The 16,519-nt window shown below is 61.3% G+C and carries 11 protein-coding genes, 4 tRNA genes and 2 pseudogenes; 13 read left to right on the top strand and 4 right to left on the bottom strand.

The features are described 5' to 3' along the window. The first annotated feature begins 2 nt into the window (after positions 1-2). The 5 genes and pseudogenes from BLO80_RS27015 to BLO80_RS26995 form a co-directional block, all read left to right on the top strand. Positions 3-482, top strand: coding sequence for a pilus assembly PilX family protein (locus BLO80_RS27015; RefSeq protein WP_371856646.1), 480 nt, complete (start codon positions 3-5; stop codon positions 480-482). Beyond that, complete coding sequence (locus BLO80_RS27010) at positions 469-3,567, top strand: pilus assembly protein (RefSeq protein WP_092333976.1); 3,099 nt, start codon at positions 469-471, stop codon at positions 3,565-3,567. The genes BLO80_RS27015 and BLO80_RS27010 overlap by 14 nt, the downstream gene beginning before the upstream one ends. Positions 3,568-3,576: 9 nt before the next feature. Then, positions 3,577-3,978: a type IV pilin protein gene (locus tag BLO80_RS27005; protein ID WP_072411914.1), complete on the top strand. Its 402-nt coding sequence runs from the start codon at positions 3,577-3,579 to the stop codon at positions 3,976-3,978. Positions 3,979-4,035: 57 nt separating this feature from the next. Continuing rightward, positions 4,036-5,136 carry a glycine oxidase ThiO gene (gene thiO, locus BLO80_RS27000; RefSeq protein ID WP_092333978.1) on the top strand — a complete coding sequence of 367 codons (1,101 nt, stop codon included), beginning with the start codon at positions 4,036-4,038 and terminating at the stop codon, positions 5,134-5,136. Between the two features lie 1,023 nt (positions 5,137-6,159). Continuing rightward, positions 6,160-6,360: pseudogene (locus BLO80_RS26995) on the top strand (DUF6124 family protein); the annotation flags it as partial. Between the two features lie 72 nt (positions 6,361-6,432). On the opposite strand, the gene BLO80_RS26990 reads toward BLO80_RS26995, so the two are convergent. The 4 genes from BLO80_RS26990 to BLO80_RS26975 form a co-directional block, all read right to left on the bottom strand. Next, positions 6,433-7,779: a sigma-54-dependent transcriptional regulator gene (locus tag BLO80_RS26990; protein ID WP_092334371.1), complete on the bottom strand. Its 1,347-nt coding sequence runs from the start codon at positions 7,777-7,779 to the stop codon at positions 6,433-6,435. Continuing rightward, positions 7,776-9,365: a sensor histidine kinase gene (locus BLO80_RS26985; RefSeq protein ID WP_092334369.1), complete on the bottom strand. Its 1,590-nt coding sequence runs from the start codon at positions 9,363-9,365 to the stop codon at positions 7,776-7,778. Before BLO80_RS26985 ends, BLO80_RS26990 begins: the two co-directional genes overlap by 4 nt. Then, positions 9,355-9,588 carry a PP0621 family protein gene (locus BLO80_RS26980; RefSeq protein ID WP_092172422.1) on the bottom strand — a complete coding sequence of 78 codons (234 nt, stop codon included), beginning with the start codon at positions 9,586-9,588 and terminating at the stop codon, positions 9,355-9,357. Before BLO80_RS26980 ends, BLO80_RS26985 begins: the two co-directional genes overlap by 11 nt. Before the next feature lie 124 nt (positions 9,589-9,712). Then, positions 9,713-10,729 carry an outer membrane protein assembly factor BamD gene (locus BLO80_RS26975; protein ID WP_092172419.1) on the bottom strand — a complete coding sequence of 339 codons (1,017 nt, stop codon included), beginning with the start codon at positions 10,727-10,729 and terminating at the stop codon, positions 9,713-9,715. Between the two features lie 150 nt (positions 10,730-10,879). Between BLO80_RS26975 and rluD the strand changes: the two genes are divergently transcribed. From rluD to BLO80_RS30400, 8 genes and pseudogenes are all read left to right on the top strand, one after another. Next, the gene (rluD, locus tag BLO80_RS26970) at positions 10,880-11,842 is read left to right on the top strand and encodes a 23S rRNA pseudouridine(1911/1915/1917) synthase RluD (protein ID WP_060740571.1); all 963 of its coding nucleotides are present in this window, start codon (positions 10,880-10,882) and stop codon (positions 11,840-11,842) included. Next, complete coding sequence (gene pgeF, locus BLO80_RS26965) at positions 11,839-12,564, top strand: peptidoglycan editing factor PgeF (protein WP_092334367.1); 726 nt, start codon at positions 11,839-11,841, stop codon at positions 12,562-12,564. The genes rluD and pgeF overlap by 4 nt, the downstream gene beginning before the upstream one ends. A gap of 129 nt (positions 12,565-12,693) precedes the next feature. Further along, positions 12,694-15,258, top strand: a complete 2,565-nt coding sequence (clpB, locus tag BLO80_RS26960) for an ATP-dependent chaperone ClpB (RefSeq protein WP_053125348.1) — start codon at positions 12,694-12,696, stop codon at positions 15,256-15,258. Between the two features lie 299 nt (positions 15,259-15,557). Further along, positions 15,558-15,633: transfer RNA gene (locus BLO80_RS26955), tRNA-Asn, on the top strand. Between the two features lie 7 nt (positions 15,634-15,640). Then, a tRNA-Pro gene (locus BLO80_RS26950) sits at positions 15,641-15,717 on the top strand. Positions 15,718-15,722: 5 nt separating this feature from the next. Continuing rightward, positions 15,723-15,798 (top strand) — tRNA-Lys (locus BLO80_RS26945). Between the two features lie 93 nt (positions 15,799-15,891). Then, positions 15,892-15,968 (top strand) — tRNA-Pro (locus BLO80_RS26940). A gap of 434 nt (positions 15,969-16,402) precedes the next feature. Beyond that, positions 16,403-16,519 (top strand): annotated as a pseudogene (locus BLO80_RS30400) (IS110 family transposase); the annotation flags it as partial.

Below are 16,519 nucleotides of genomic sequence, written 5' to 3'. Positions count from 1 at the left end.
AGATGACTTCGATGGGGCAGGTGCACCGCCAGCGGGGCATGGCATTGCTGGTCAGCCTGGTCTTCCTGTTGCTGCTGACGCTGATCGGTCTGTCATCGATGCAGAGCGCCACCCTCCAGGAAAAAATGACCAGCAGCGTCATGCAGCGCAACCAGTCGTTCCAGGTGGCCGAGGCGGCGCTGAGGGTGGGGGAAAGCGCGGTGCAGGTCGAAACCTACTCATTGCCGGTGTGTACCACCACGACCCAGTGCGCGCCGCCGGCCGAGTCGGCGACGCTGACGGGGGCTGGGCGCAATTCGTCGTCGGGGGTGCTCTGGGTTGCCGCCGCCGGTGGGTTTTATGGCGTGCAGAACATCGGCACGACGCTCACAGCCGTCAACGTGCCGGTAAATACGTCGGCGACGTTGTACCGGATCACAGCGGTGGCGGTGGTGGGGAATAACCAGCGCAGCGTGGTGGAGAGCATTTATGCGAAGTACTGAGGTGCGCGGTGGTTGGAGGCAGGTGCTGTGGGGGGCGTTGCTCAGCCTTTACCTGGCGGCGCCGGCCTATGCGTTCACGCCTTCGGATTCGCCCTTGCTGAGTGCGGCCGCCGTCACGCCGAACGTGATGCTGCTGATCGATGATTCGGGGAGCATGAACAACATTATCTGGGCGGCGGGGTTTGATCCGGCGGCGACGCAAACACGCACATTTGCATGCAGTTCCAGCAGCAATTGCAATGACAGGTATGAGCTGGACCAGGACGACTCGAATATCCTGTTGTTGAGTCTGTTGCGTGGCGGCTGCTCGTCTGGTTGGTACGGCTTCTACCGATCCAGCATCGGGCGGATCTGTCTGCGGTTGCCGGACCCGGTAGGGAACGGGGATACCCGTTACACCGCGAAATACCTGGCATACCTGGTGACCTTGGCCAACGGCTCGAGTCGGGACTTCACCACCGGCACCATCCCCAATGACTATCGCATCAACGTCGCACGGGATGTCTCTAACGACCTGGTCGCCAATAACCGCGCTCTGCGTATCGGCCTCGCCACGTTCAATCCACCCAATTTCAGCAACTCCGGTCCCGGGGGCTACATCGCGCGCGCCATCAGCGATCTGTCACCGGTCAGCGGCAGCGTGACCCAGACCCAAGCCAACAGCAACTACAGCGCGCTGATCAGCGCCATCAACGGCCTGGGTGCGGTCGCCAATACCCCCTTGGCCGAGAGCTACTACGAGGTCACCCGTTATTTCAGGGGGATGGCGCCTTACTACAATGGAACGCCCGCCACCTACACCAGCCCGATCCAGTACCGTTGCCAGAAAAACTTCGGCGTGGTGATCACCGACGGCTTGCCCACCTATGACCGGACGTTTCCCACCAACGACCCGCTGGGCTTGGCCCGGTTGCCGAATTGGGATGGCATCAACAACGATGGCGACGATCTCAATGGTGATGGCGAGGGCGACACGCTGTACCTGGACGACATCGCCAAGTTCGCCTTCGACATCGACATGCGTTCCACCGGCACTGACGCCACCGGCAAGAGCTGGAACACCACGGATTTTCCCCGGCAGTATCTCAATACCTACACCGTGGGTTTTGCCGTCACCAACCAGATGTTGTCCGATGCTGCCCGTTACGGAGCGGGCAAGTATTATCCGGCGAGCGATAGCGAAGGCTTGAACTCGGCCCTGTCGTCAGCCTTGAGCGACATCACTTCCAAGGCTGGCTCCGGGGGCGGCGGCACCACCAACGCTGCCACATTGTCGAGCACCTCCAGTTATTACCAGACCACGTATGACCCCAAGGACTGGCGCGGCACCATCCGGGCGTTCGGCTTCACCTCGGCGGGCACGGTCAACACGGCAGCGGTGCAATGGACCACCGACACCGCCATCGTGCCCGGCGCCACGGCACCGATCTATCAGTCCTGGAACACCGCGACCAACGTGCCGATAACCCTGACCTACGGCAACTTTTCGCCAGCCCAGCAAACCAGCCTCAGCCAGAACCTGCCCACGGGGATCACCGGTAATGACCTGGTGGAGTGGAGCAAGGGCGTCAACAAGACCGGCTTGAAGGTGCGCAGCGCGTTGCTGGGGGACATTATCAATTCGCCGCTGGTGCTGGCATCGCCCAATGACCAGACCGCTGCGGACCTGCTCAACGACACCAGCTATAGCACCTACCTGGCGACCAAGGCGACGAACATGAGCGCCAGCCTGGTGGTGAACGGCAACGATGGTTTTTTCAGTGTCATCAACAGTGCAAACGGCACCCGGCGTTACGCCTACATGCCTTCGAACGTGCTGCCCTCGTTGCAGGACATCGCCGACACCAACTACATCAACGGCGTGAGCCACAAGTTCCTGGTGGATGGACAGGTCGCTGTATTCGACGTGCAATCGGGGAGCGCCTGGAAGACCGTGGCCCTGGGCGGCACGGGTGCCGGGGGCAAGACGTTCTTCGCGGTGCAACTGTTCGATGCGGCGGCGGGCAATGCGTTTCGGGCGCTGTGGGAAATCAGCGCGCCAACCGTTGCCAGCACCGCCAACGCCTTCAATGACCTGGGCTATGCCTACGCACGTCCCGAAGTCGCGCGCCTGGCGGACGGTCGCTGGGCGGCGTTCATCGCCAACGGCTATGGCAGCAACAGCGGCGTGGCGGCGTTGTACGTCGTGGATATCCGTGACGGTTCGCTGATCCGCAAAATCGTCATCAACAACAGTGAGACCGATAACGGCCTGTCGTCGGTCAAGTTGCGGGTCAACTCCCAGAATGTGGTACAGGCCGCGTACGGTGGCGACTTGAAGGGGCGGATGTGGAAATTCGACCTCAGCGGCACCTCGCCCACCGCGTGGGGCCTGGCGTTCGCCGGCCAGCCGTTGTTCACCGCCCCCGGCGGCGCGACCCAGCCGATCACCGTGCAGCCTCTGCTGGCAGACAATCCCCAGGGCGGCACCCAGGTTTTTTTCGGTACCGGTAAGTTCAACGAAGCGGCAGATAAGCTCAACAAGGACCTGCAAGGGTTCTACTCGATCTGGGACGCCATCGGCGGAGCGGGGCAAATCACGGTGTCGAGCCTGCAGGCGCAGTCGATCACCGGGGTGTTCTCAGGCACCACGGGGCAGTTCGTGACCACCAGCCAGACCGACGTGGCTTATCCTTCGAAAAAGGGCTGGTACCTGCCTCTGGTGTACAACAACGTGTTGACCGGGGAGCGGGTGATCAACCCGGCCAATCTGGTGAGCGGGCGCGTGGTCTTTACCACGGCCGCCGTGGACACCACCGACCCATGCGCCAGCTTCGGTACCGGAAAACTGATCGAAGTGGATGCGTTCAACGGTAAGATGCTCAACTACGCGGTGCTCGATACCAACGGTGACGGTGCGCTCAATACCCTCGACACGATTTCCAGCGGGGTGGTCTTCACCGGCGGTATCCCGACCTTGAGTGCCGTCGTCAGCGCCAGCGGGGCCACCAACATGATCGTCAACGACTCCAGCGGCAACATCACCGAGTTGCTGGAAAAAACCGTGGGCGGCAGCCGTCGCATCATGTGGCGACAAATACAATGAGGGCAAGGCATGCGCAGAACCAACCGGGGTTTCACCTTGATCGAAATCATGATCGTGATCGCGATCATCGGTATTGTGATCACCGTCGGCTATCCGAGCCTGACCGAATACATGAAGAAGGGCCGACGCACTGAAATTGCCGGGCTCTTATCCGAGCAGGCGCAGATCCTCGAGCGCTACTACTCGAAGAACAACGTCTACACCAATGCAACCGGGCTGAGCAGCGGCAACGATTTCTACACCATTACCCAGACGCTGGCAGACCAGAGTTTCACCCTGACCGCCGTACGCAAGAGCGGCTCGTCCATGGCGACGGACAAGTGCGGTGATTTCACCCTCAACAACACCGGCGCACGGGGCATGCTCAACGCCACTGCGGGGCTGACAACCAAGGATTGCTGGGGCCGCTGAGTTTCTTTCATTCGGGCGCGTGTTGGCGCCCTTTGTTTTAGTGAGTCGAATCAGAACATGACCAGGCAACAGCAAGTGTTGATCGTCGGCGGCGGAGTCATCGGCCTGCTGACGGCGTTCAATCTGGCGTCCGAAGGGCAACGTGTGGTGCTGCTGGACCGCTCCAATGTCGGCCAGGAATCGTCCTGGGCCGGCGGCGGCATCGTTTCGCCGTTGTACCCATGGCGCTACAGCCCGGCGGTCACGGCGTTGGCCCATTGGTCGCAGGATTTTTATCCACAGCTGGGTGAGCGTTTGTTCGCAGCCACCGGGATCGATCCACAAGTGCACGTGACCGGGCTGTATTGGCTGGACCTGGACGACCAGGACGAAGCGCTGGCCTGGGCCGAGCGGGAAGGGCGCCCGCTGCGGGCTGTGGATATCTCGACGGTCCACGACGCCGTGCCGGTACTGGGCGCGGGTTTTTCCCGGGCGATCTACATGGCTGGCGTGGCCAACGTGCGCAACCCTCGGCTGGTGAAATCCCTCAAGGCGGCGTTGCAGGCGTTGCCCAATGTCACGCTTCATGAGCATTGCGAGGTCAGCGGGTTCATCCGTGATGGCGGGCGTGTCGTGGGGGTGGACAGTTCGGCGGGACCGATGCGTGGCGATCAGGTAGTACTGGCGGCGGGGGCCTGGAGCGGTGAGCTGCTCAAGACGCTAGGGCTGAAGTTGCCGGTCGAGCCGGTCAAGGGCCAGATGATTCTGTACAAATGCGCGTCGGATTTCTTGTCGAGTATGGTGCTGGCCAAGGGGCGTTATGCGATCCCGCGTCGTGATGGGCACATTCTGGTTGGCAGTACGCTGGAGCGCGAAGGTTTCGACAAGACCCCGACCGAGGTTGCATTGGAGAGCCTGAAGGCTTCGGCGCAGCAACTGATTCCGGCGCTGGCGGGTGCCGAGGTGGTGGGGCATTGGGCGGGGCTGCGGCCTGGCTCGCCTGAAGGTGTTCCCTATATCGGCGAGGTGCCGGGGGTTGCCGGGTTGTGGTTGAACTGTGGGCATTATCGTAATGGACTGGTGCTGGCGCCGGCGTCGTGTCAGTTGTTCACGGATCTGATGTTGGGGCGCGAGCCGGTGATCGATCCTGTGCCGTATGCGCCGGCGGGGCGCTTGTAAGGTCCGGCTTTGATACTGCACCTGTACCCAGATCCAATTGTGGGAGCGAGCTTGCTCGCGATGGCGGCCTGATAGTCGGCGGGGATGTTGTTGACTGGGTACATATCCATTTTCGCGGTAACGGCTGCTGGCGGTTCCGCTCTTACAGCGGGTCACTTTCGAAAAGCGCGAAAGTAACCAAAGCGCTTCTGCCCCACCACTCGGTGCCTCGCTTAGGCTCGGCATGCCCTCACTCCGGCATTGCTCCGTGGGCCGCCGCGAAGGGCCATCCATGGCCCAGCGCGGCTATCCCGGCATCCATGCCGGGATGCCCACTGCGCAATGCCTGCGTTCGGCCATCGTGGTTAACGGGGCGCCCCAGATCAAGATCAAAAGCGAGGCGGCCTTATAGCCGACCTGGGTCTTCCGGTCCTAGTGCGATCCCATTGTGGGAGCGAGCTTGCTCGCGAAGACGGCGGGACATCCAACGCTGATGCAAGCTGATCCACCGCCATCGCGAACAAGCTTTGCTCCCAGAGGGATTTGCAGTGGCCGAAAATCTGTAGATCGTCACCGACCCAATGTGTGCGAGCTTGCTCGCGAAGGCGATGGCACAGTCGATGAATATGTTGAATGCTCCGGCCTCTTCGCGAGCAAGCCCGCTCCCACAGGAGAAACGCGATCACCCAGAACCAGGTCGGCTATCAGGCCGCCTCGCAGAGGACGTTGATCTCGGAGCCCCGTTAACCACGCTGGCCGAACGCAGGTATTGCGCAGTGGGCACCTCGGCATGGATGCCGAGGTAGCCGCGCTGGGCCATGGATGGCCCTTCGCGGCGGCCCACGGAGCAATGCCGGAGTGAGGGCACACCGAGCCAAAGCGAGGTGCCAAGTGGTGGGGCAGAAGCGTTTTGCTTACTTTTGCGCTTCTCAAAAGTGAGCCGCCGTAAGGGCGGAACCGCCAGCGGCCGTAACCGCAGAAACGGATATACACACCGCCCTCACAACCGACCAGGCTTTGTGGGAATGGTCGGAAAAAATCTCCGTAGTGGAAGGCATAGACGTCGAATGCCTCCTCACCAACCTCAGCGAAACCCTGGCCTCAGCCAACGCAACGATCAGCGACCTGGCCTTCGAACTCGAAGGCTCGCGACGGCATATTGTCTTGGGAGTGCAACAACTGATCGAGCTGAGCGAGTTGTTGGCCAATCGCGTGCTGGATAAACAGGTGCCGGTGGAGGGTTAGACGGACCTAAATCCCCTCACCACACAGCTCGGTGTAGGCCTTGCCATTGGCTGAGCTGCGCCGGACGCCCGCTCAATCCAACCCGAGTTTCTTCAACCGATACCGCATCGACCGAAACGACAACTTCAACCGCTGCGCCGCGGCCGTGCGGTTCCAGCGGGTTTCCTCCAGGGCTTGGAGGATGAGTTTACGTTCGACGTCTTCGAGGTAGTCTTCCAAGTTGTCGACCTGCATCAAGTCGGGGTTGCCTGCCTCAGTGCTGCCATTGCCCTCGGCCAGGCGCAGGTCCTCGGCTTCGATCTGCTGGTGTTCGCAAAGGGTGTGGGCGCGCTCGAGCATGTTCTCCAGTTCCCGCACATTACCTGGGAAACGATAGTGACGAAGGGCTTCCAAGGCCTGGGGATGGAGCTTCACTGCCGGACTGCCGGTGCTGGCCGCCAGCCGCTGAAGCATGTGATTGGCCAGCGGTTCGATGTCTTCGCGGCGTTCGCGCAAGGGCGGGACGCGCAATTCGATGACATTCAGCCGGTAATACAGATCCTGGCGAAAGCGCCCGGCGGCCACTTCGCCGTCCAGGTCCTTGTGGGTGGCGCAGAGGATGCGCGCATCCACCACTTCTTCCTGCTGGCCGCCCACGGCGCGCACGGCCTTTTCCTGGATGGCGCGCAACAGCTTGACCTGCATCGCCAGGGGCAGGTCGGCCACTTCATCGAGGAACAAGGTCCCGCCGTGGGCGGCCTGGAACAGTCCGGGCTTGTCTTCGATGGCGCCGCTGAAGCTGCCTTTGCGGTGGCCAAAGAACTCGCTTTCCATCAGTTCCGTGGGAATCGCCCCACAATTGACCGGGACAAAGCTCTGGTTGGCACGGGGGCCTTGTTCGTGGATCAGCCGGGCGACCAGTTCCTTGCCGCAGCCGGATTCCCCACTGATGTACACCGGTGCCTGGCTGCGGGCGAGCTTTTCGATCTGTTTGCGCACGTTGCGCATTGGCGGCGAGTCGCCCAGCAGGCAGCGTTCGATGGTGCTGGTCGGTGTGGCGATGGGTGGCAGGCGCAGGGCGCTGGTGACCAGCTCCCGCAGCCGACCCAGGTCGACCGGCTTGGTCAGGAAATCGAAGGCGCCGGCCTTGAGGGCGTCGATGGCGGTTTCCAGGCTGCCATAGGCGGTGATCATCGCCACGGGCAGCTGTGGGTAACGTTGCTGGATGTGCTGCACCAGCTCCAGGCCGGTGCCATCGGGCAGGCGCATGTCGGTCAGGCACAGGTCGAAGGCATCCCCCGTCAGCAGGGCTTGGGCCTCGGCAAGGTTCTTGGCGCTGCGGGTGTCGAGTTTCATCCGGCCCAGGGTGATGTCCAGGAGTTCGCGGATGTCCGGTTCGTCATCGACGATCAGGATTCGTTGCCGTGAGCGATTATTCAAAGCTGTTTCCGTCCGTGAGCAAAGGTGATGCGAAAGCAACCGCCGCCTTGGCGTGGTTTGAAGTCTAGGCGGGCTTGATTGCTTTCGCACAGCTCACGGGACAGATAGAGGCCGAGGCCGGTGCCCTGGCTACTGGTGGTAAAAAAGGGTTCGAACAAATGCGCCTGCTGCTCCGGCGTTACACCGGGGCCGTTGTCGATGATGTCCAGTGTCGACAGCTGGCTGTGGGGGTCGATGAAAAGTTTCAACCAGGCCTCGGCCTGTTCATGGACCATTGCGCTGTGGCGCCAGGCGTTGCGCAACAGGTTGTCGAGTACCTGGGTGAGTTGGTCGGGGTCCATCAGCGTGGTGTAGTCCCCAGGGTCGATGCTCAGGTGCAAGCGCTGGTGTTCGGACATGCTTTCGCGGGCCTGCCGGACGAATGGGTCGAGCCAGGTGCGCAGGTCGAGGCGCTGGGGTGTGGTTTGTTGGCGGCGAGACAGCTGCAGAACGTTTTCAATGACGCGATTCATTCGTTGGGAGTGATCTTGAATAATCTGCGTCAGACGCCGATCCGCGTCGTTCAGTTCCTCGGATTCGCGCAGCAATTGCGCCGCGTGACTGATGGCGCCCAAGGGGTTGCGGACTTCATGGGCGATGCCGGCGGTGAGGCGCCCGAGGGAAGCGAGTTTCAACTGCTGGGCCTGCTGGGCAACCTGGGCCAGGTCTTCAAGGAACACCAGGACCTGCTGTTGATCGTGATGCCCCAGGGCGATGAAGCTCGGTTGCAGGGTCAGGCCCGTGCCGGTCACGGTCAGGCTGGACGGGCGCAGGCTGGGGTTGTTTCGCCATAGTTGCAGGCGTTCGACCAAGGCCGTGGCGTAGTCGTCGAGTTGCTGGCCGACCAGATCGTGCATACCCAGCAGGTTCAGCGCGCTTTCGTTGGCCAGTTGCACCCGACGCTCACGGTCAAGCACCAGGATGCCGGTGCGCATGCGTTGCAGGATCAGGGCGTTGAGCGCTTCCAGGCCGATCACTTCGCTGGCCCGTTGCTCAGCCAGGGTTTCGCTGGCTTCCAAACGTCGGGTCAGGCCTTGCACCAGCAGCGCGGCGGCAAAGCACAGTGCCCCAAGGGTACCGGCCTGCAAGTAACTGCTGGGATGGTTCGAGTCGCTCAAGCCAAGGAAGAAGCTCGAACCGACGATGCCGAGGGTGGCAACGGCCGCGATCAACAGGCCGATCCGGCCTCGCAGCAGCGTGTTGCCGATGGCCACCGAGACAATGAGCAGGTTGCCGATGGCACTGGGCACGCCGCCGGCGGCGAAAAACAGCCACGAAAGCAACAGCACGTCGGTGAGGGCCAGGCCGAACAGCCGGGCAGGGCGACGCGTGTTCTCAAGGAACACCACCAGCAGGATGTTCAGCACCAGGTACAACCAGCTGCCGCTGCGCAGCAGGTCGTCGTTGGCGAACTCCAGCAGGTGGTTGTCCATGTTGCTGGAGATCAGCAGCACCAGGGTGATGCCGATGCTCAGGCGGTACAGGTGATAGAGACGCAGCAGGCGCTGCGTCTGTTTGACGCGTGGGCTTGAGGCCTCAGCGCTCACGATTGCCCGGGCCTTGCTCGAGGTGAGCCTGGCTGCAATACCATTGTTGTTCGAGGGCCAGCGCCCGGTCACGGGGCAGGTGTACGCCGCATTGGGCGCAGCGCACCATGGGCGGTGCGTCCTGTTCCCGGGGAGCGTTCGGCGCGGAGGAGGCCCCCTTGAACTTGCGCCAGAACCATACAGCGGCGGCAATCAGGGCTATCCAGAACAGTAAACGAAGCATGATGGGCGGCTTTTCGGCTAATGATCCGGCAGTTTAGCCAAGGACTGGAACGGCGCACAGCGCAATAAAAGCCAGGCACAAAAAAGGGAGACCGCTGGGTCTCCCTTTTACCGATGCCTTGGCCTCAGTCGAACATGCCGAAGGTCATGTAGCTGAACCAGGAACGGTCGCTGGACTCCTTCTCAGGCTCTTCTTCTTCGATCACGTCGCCATTTTCATCCTTGGGCTTGAGTTCGTTCGGAATGGCTTCCTTGGCATCCTGGAACTGGCGCTGTACGTCCTGGTTGGCGCGGGTTTCGCCCGGCGGCAGCGGTGGACGGGACTCGATCAGGCCCAGGGTCGCCTTGCTCAGCCACGAACGGTTGTCCGCTTCGTCGACCCGTGGAGTGAACTGGCCATCGACCAGCGACGGGTGATCCGGGTAGTTCAGCTTGAGGGTTTCCAGGCTGGTGGCCGCCAGGTCGTCCAGGTGCAGGCGCTGGTAGGCCTCGGTCATCACCGCCAGGCCATCACCCACCGAAGGGGTTTCCTGGAAGTTTTCCACCACGTAGCGGCCACGGTTGGCGGCGGCGACATAGGCCTGACGGGTCAGGTAGTAGTCGGCCACGTGGATTTCGTAGGAGGCCAGCAGGTTGCGCAGGTAGATCATGCGCTGCTTGGCGTCCGGCGAGTAGCGGCTGTTGGGGAAGCGGCTGGTCAGCTGGGCGAACTCGTTGTAGGAGTCGCGCGCGGCGCCCGGGTCACGCTTGGTCATGTCCAGCGGCAGGAAGCGCGCCAGCAGGCCGACGTCCTGATCGAAGGAGGTCAGGCCCTTGAGGTAATAGGCGTAATCGACGTTCGGGTGCTGCGGGTGCAGACGAATGAAACGCTCGGCGGCGGACTTGGCGGCTTCCGGCTCGGCGTTCTTGTAGTTGGCGTAGATCAGCTCCAATTGGGCCTGATCGGCGTAGCGACCGAACGGATACCGCGACTCCAGCGCCTTCAGCTTGGCGGTGGCGCTGGTATAGCTGTTGTTATCCAGGTCGTTCTGCGCCTGTTGGTACAGTTCGACTTCGCTCAGGTTTTCGTCTACGACTTCCTTCGACGAGCAAGCAGCAGTCAATGCGAGGATGGCGATCAGCAGCAGGTGTTTCACTTGCATGGCGGCTTGCGTCCCTATGACGGCCGCTGTCTTGGGCGGGGCCGTCCTGTTATGATGAGCGCCCCGTTGAAAGCCTCGGGGCAAAAGACGCCGTATTTAACCACAAGCGCGCAGCCGAAACCAAAGGCTGTGCCGACGCCCAGTCCGAGCATGTCCGATAAAATAGAACTTCGCGCAGAGGTGCCGTCCGAATTGGGCGGCCAACGCCTCGATCAAGTCGCCGCACAACTCTTTGCCGAGCACTCTCGCTCGCGCCTTTCCGCCTGGATCAAGGACGGCCGCCTGACTGTGGATGGGGCGGTGATTCGTCCGCGCGACATCGTCCATGGCGGCGCCATCCTCGAACTGACTGCCGAGCAGGAGGCCCAGGGAGAATGGGTCGCCCAGGACATTGCCCTGGACATCGTCTACGAAGACGATGACATCCTGGTGATCAACAAGCCTGCGGGCCTGGTGGTGCATCCGGCGGCCGGTCATGCCGACGGCACGCTGCTCAACGCCTTGCTGCACCACGTACCGGACATCGTCAATGTGCCCCGTGCCGGCATCGTGCATCGCCTGGACAAGGACACCACCGGCCTGATGGTGGTGGCCAAGACCATCCAGGCACAGACACAGCTGGTCACACAGCTGCAAAGCCGCAGTGTCAGCCGCATCTATGAATGCATCGTGATCGGGGTCGTCACCGCCGGTGGCAAGATCAACGCCCCGATCGGTCGTCACGGCCAGCAGCGCCAGCGCATGGCGGTGATGGAAGGTGGCAAGCAGGCGGTCAGCCACTATCGTGTGCTGGAGCGTTTCCGTTCCCACACGCATGTGCGGGTCAAGCTGGAAACCGGTCGTACCCACCAGATTCGTGTGCACATGGCCCACATCAACTTCCCGTTGGTGGGCGACCCGGCCTATGGCGGTCGTTTCCGCATTCCGCCAGCCGCCAGCCAGACCATGGTCGAATCGCTGAAGAACTTCCCGCGCCAGGCGCTGCACGCGCGTTTCCTTGAACTGGATCATCCGACCACCGGCAAACGCATGAGTTGGGAATCGCCGTTGCCGGATGATTTCGTCTGGCTGCTGACGTTGCTCAAGCAGGACCGCGAGGCGTTCGTCGGATGAGTGCCTGGCTGACGCCCGACTGGCCCGCGCCGGCCCGGGTCAAGGCCTGCGTCACCACTCGCGAGGGCGGCGTCAGCCTGGCGCCGTTCGACAGCCTCAACCTGGGCGACCATGTGGGCGACGACCCCATGGCCGTCGCCGAAAACCGCCGTCGTCTCATCGACCGATTCGTCATCACCCCGGCCTGGCTGCAGCAGGTCCACGGCATTGCCGTGGTCGAGGCTGACCCGACCCAGGTGGCGACCGCCGATGCCAGTTGGACCGCCACGCCGGGTATCGCTTGCACGGCGATGACCGCCGATTGCCTGCCGGTGCTGTTCTGCAACCGTGCCGGCACCCGCGTCGCGGCGGCCCATGCCGGTTGGCGTGGGCTGGCGAACGGTGTGCTGGAAGCCACCCTCGACAGCCTTGCCGTGCCCGCGAATGAGATCCTGGCCTGGCTCGGCCCGGCCATCGGGCCGCAAGCGTTCGAAGTCGGGCCGGAAGTGCGTGAAGCCTTCATCGCGCAACGGCCTGAAGCGGTAGAAGCCTTTGCCGCGAGCCCCAATGCCGGCAAATTCCTCGCCGACATCTATCAGTTGGCCCGCTTGCGGCTGGCGGCGCGCGGTGTCACCGCGGTGTACGGTGGTGGCCTCTGCACCGTGAACGACCCACGCTTCTTCTCTTACCGGCGCAACCCGCGCACCGGCCGCTTTGCCTCGCTGATCTGGATCGAACGCTAGACTGCTCTGATCTGCGTCAAGGCTGCGCTGCTTGAAACTTCCAGAATCGACCACATCTATAAGGGTATCTGGCAGGTTTCTTCATTCAGGATGTGTTTAGGTCCGGCCTGCTCAAAAGGAAGGTGACCCATGCGTATTGATCGTTTAACCAGCAAATTACAATTGGCCCTGTCCGATGCCCAGTCCCTGGCCGTCGGCCTGGACCATCCCGGTATCGAACCGGCGCATTTGATGCAGGCCATGCTCGAACAGCAGGGCGGCTCCATCAAGCCCCTGTTGATGCAGGTCGGCTTTGACGTCAACAGCCTGCGCAAAGAACTGGCCAAGGAGCTCGACCAGTTACCCAAGATCCAGAATCCGACCGGTGACGTGAACATGTCCCAGGATCTGGCGCGACTGCTCAACCAGGCCGACCGCCTGGCCCAGCAGAAGGGCGACCAGTTCATTTCCAGCGAATTGGTGCTGCTCGCCGCCATGGACGAGAACAGCAAGCTCGGCAAGTTGCTGCTCGGCCAAGGGGTGAGCAAGAAAGCCCTGGAAAATGCCATCAACAACCTGCGTGGCGGCGAAGCGGTCAACGACGCCAACCACGAGGAATCACGCCAGGCGTTGGACAAATACACCGTCGACCTGACCAAGCGCGCCGAGGAGGGCAAGCTCGACCCGGTGATCGGTCGCGACGATGAAATCCGCCGCACGATCCAGGTGCTGCAGCGCCGCACCAAGAACAACCCGGTGCTGATCGGTGAGCCAGGCGTGGGTAAAACCGCCATCGCCGAAGGCCTGGCCCAGCGCATCATCAACGGCGAAGTGCCGGACGGCCTCAAGGGCAAGCGCCTGTTGTCCCTGGACATGGGGGCCTTGATCGCTGGTGCCAAGTACCGTGGCGAGTTCGAAGAACGGCTCAAGGCTTTGCTCAATGAACTGTCCAAGCAGGAAGGGCAGATCATCCTGTTCATCGACGAACTGCACACTATGGTCGGTGCGGGCAAGGGCGAGGGTTCGATGGACGCCGGCAACATGCTCAAGCCTGCGTTGGCCCGGGGCGAGTTGCACTGCGTCGGCGCGACCACGCTCAACGAGTACCGCCAATACATAGAGAAGGATGCGGCGCTGGAGCGGCGCTTCCAGAAAGTGCTGGTGGAGGAACCGAGCGAAGAAGACACCATCGCCATCCTGCGCGGCCTTAAAGAACGCTATGAAGTTCACCACAAGGTGGCGATCACCGACGGCGCGATCATCGCCGCGGCCAAGCTCAGCCACCGCTACATCACCGACCGTCAATTGCCGGACAAGGCCATCGACCTGATCGACGAGGCGGCCAGCCGCATCCGCATGGAGATCGACTCCAAACCGGAAGTGCTGGATCGCCTGGAACGGCGCCTGATCCAGCTCAAGGTCGAGTCCCAGGCCCTGAAGAAAGAAAGCGACGAAGCGGCGAAGAAACGTCTGGAAAGGTTGCAGGAAGAAATCGTTCGTCACGAACGCGAGTATTCCGACCTCGAGGAGATCTGGAACTCGGAGAAAGCCGAGGTCCAGGGCTCGGCGCAGATCCAGCAAAAGATCGAACAGTCTCGCCAGGAACTGGAAGCGGCTCGCCGCAAAGGCGACCTCAACCGCATGGCGGAGCTGCAGTACGGGGTGATCCCGGACCTGGAGCGCAGCCTGCAGATGGTCGACCAGCACGGCAAGAGCGAAAACCAGTTGCTGCGCAGCAAGGTCACCGAGGAAGAAATCGCCGAGGTGGTGTCCAAGTGGACCGGCATTCCGGTCTCGAAAATGCTCGAGGGCGAGCGCGACAAGCTGCTGAAGATGGAAAGCCTGCTGCACCAGCGCGTGATTGGCCAGGAAGAAGCGGTAGTGGCGGTCTCCAACGCTGTGCGCCGGTCCCGCGCCGGGTTGTCGGACCCTAATCGTCCAAGTGGCTCGTTCATGTTCCTCGGCCCGACCGGCGTCGGTAAAACCGAGCTGTGCAAGGCGCTGGCCGAGTTCCTCTTCGACACGGAAGAGGCCATGGTGCGCATCGACATGTCCGAGTTCATGGAGAAGCATTCCGTGGCACGGCTGATCGGTGCTCCACCGGGTTATGTCGGCTATGAAGAGGGCGGTTACCTGACCGAGGCTGTGCGTCGCAAGCCGTACTCGGTGATCCTGCTCGATGAGGTCGAGAAGGCGCACCCGGATGTGTTCAATATCCTGCTGCAGGTGCTGGAGGATGGCCGCCTGACCGACAGCCACGGACGCACGGTGGACTTCCGCAACACGGTGATCGTGATGACCTCCAACCTGGGCTCGACACAGATCCAAGAGCTGGTGGGCGACCGTGAGGCGCAGCGCGCAGCGGTGATGGACGCGATCTCTACCCACTTCCGCCCGGAATTCATCAACCGGGTCGACGAAGTGGTGATCTTCGAACCGTTGGCCCGGGATCAGATTGCCGGCATTACCGAGATCCAATTGGGTCGTCTGCGCAGCCGCCTCACCGAGCGCGAGCTCAAGCTGCAATTGAGCGACGAGGCCTTGGACAAGCTGATCGCGGTGGGTTACGACCCGGTCTATGGCGCGCGGCCGCTCAAACGAGCGATCCAGCGCTGGATCGAAAACCCGCTGGCGCAGCTGATTCTGTCCGGTCGCTTCATGCCGGGCGAAACCGTGACCGGTACGGTGGAGAACGACGAAATCGTCTTCAACTGAAGGCTGGCTCTGCCGACGATGGAAATGGCCTTGCCTTGCAAGGCCATTTTTTTCATCAGGCCGTTGAACTCAAAGGAAAAGGCTTGTAAAGTGCGCCCCGCAGTACGTCACCCCAAGGGCGACTTCTCACTGGGAAGTAATCCAAAATAAGTTGCAAATCATTGTCTTGAAAGCAATTTAAGGGGTTGACAGAGGTTTTGAAGATTGTAGAATAGCGCGCCTCAGACACACGAACGCAGCGATGCGCAAGGGTAGAAGAGGTTGAAGCTAGCTTCAATGTTGTAGCTTGAAATATCAGTTCCGTGATAGCTCAGTCGGTAGAGCAAATGACTGTTAATCATTGGGTCCCAGGTTCGAGTCCTGGTCACGGAGCCATTTCAATCGGGGTATAGCGCAGTCCGGTAGCGCGCCTGCTTTGGGAGCAGGATGTCAGGAGTTCGAATCCCCTTACCCCGACCATATTTGGGTCGTTAGCTCAGTTGGTAGAGCAGTTGGCTTTTAACCAATTGGTCGTAGGTTCGAATCCCACACGACCCACCATTTTTGAAACCAGTTCGCTGGAATCGAATCTTAAGATCAGAGGCCAAAAGCGCTGATCGAGAAGGCGACTTGCGAAGGTCGCCTTTTTTTTACCGGGGTATAGCGCAGTCCGGTAGCGCGCCTGCTTTGGGAGCAGGATGTCAGGAGTTCGAATCCCCTTACCCCGACCATATTTGAAAATCCTCGTATCGAAAGATACGGGGATTTTTTTTTGCCAACCTGGTCATCGCCAGCGCCGCCGAAGAATAGGCGCAAGTGGCCCGAGAGGTGGATCGCAACTGGCCAATTCGCTACGCACGACGGTGCAGCGGTTTCAGGCTTGATTGATGGATAGCTCGGACAGGGATTCTGCCCGAGCTTAAGTATTGATTGTGCCGCCGTCATCGCGAGCAAGCTCGCTTGTATGGTAGGACTTGAAGGGGGGAGGAGGGACAAAGCTCGATTCTGACTGTTAGCCGCAGTACAGACCGTGGGAGATTTCACCCCTCCTCCTTTCACCCAAGCGCCGATAAAGAATGCATCTGGCCTAGACCGACGATAGGAACAAGCCTGCGCCTCTGGGTGAACCCTTCAAGTGTTCAAACCTTAGCCCGGAGGATTTTCAATGGCAATGCCGGTTTCTGTCGCAAAGCCGATCGTGGGTGTTGATGTCGCCAAAGATGAGTTGGTGATTTATCACGCAGAAACAGATCGACTGGAAGCGCTCCCCAACACCAAGGCA

The organism is Pseudomonas sp. NFACC56-3 (assembly GCF_900100025.1).
Taxonomy (GTDB): domain Bacteria; phylum Pseudomonadota; class Gammaproteobacteria; order Pseudomonadales; family Pseudomonadaceae; genus Aquipseudomonas; species Aquipseudomonas fluorescens_AA.
The sequence above is the reverse complement of the archived record's forward strand: the minus strand, read 5'-3'. Positions and strand labels throughout refer to the sequence as shown.

What these genes read in the sequence shown, in the direction of transcription:
- BLO80_RS27005 (WP_072411914.1), top strand. Translation starts at nt 3,577, where the DNA reads ATGCGCAGAACCAACCGGGGTTTCACCTTGATCGAAATCATGATCGTG.
- BLO80_RS27010 (WP_092333976.1), top strand. Translation starts at nt 469, where the DNA reads ATGCGAAGTACTGAGGTGCGCGGTGGTTGGAGGCAGGTGCTGTGGGGG.
- pgeF (WP_092334367.1), top strand. Translation starts at nt 11,839, where the DNA reads ATGAGTGCCTGGCTGACGCCCGACTGGCCCGCGCCGGCCCGGGTCAAG.
- clpB (WP_053125348.1), top strand. Translation starts at nt 12,694, where the DNA reads ATGCGTATTGATCGTTTAACCAGCAAATTACAATTGGCCCTGTCCGAT.
- BLO80_RS26980 (WP_092172422.1), bottom strand. Translation starts at nt 9,588, where the DNA reads ATGCTTCGTTTACTGTTCTGGATAGCCCTGATTGCCGCCGCTGTATGG.
- rluD (WP_060740571.1), top strand. Translation starts at nt 10,880, where the DNA reads ATGTCCGATAAAATAGAACTTCGCGCAGAGGTGCCGTCCGAATTGGGC.
- BLO80_RS27015 (WP_371856646.1), top strand. Translation starts at nt 3, where the DNA reads ATGACTTCGATGGGGCAGGTGCACCGCCAGCGGGGCATGGCATTGCTG.
- thiO (WP_092333978.1), top strand. Translation starts at nt 4,036, where the DNA reads ATGACCAGGCAACAGCAAGTGTTGATCGTCGGCGGCGGAGTCATCGGC.
- BLO80_RS26975 (WP_092172419.1), bottom strand. Translation starts at nt 10,729, where the DNA reads ATGCAAGTGAAACACCTGCTGCTGATCGCCATCCTCGCATTGACTGCT.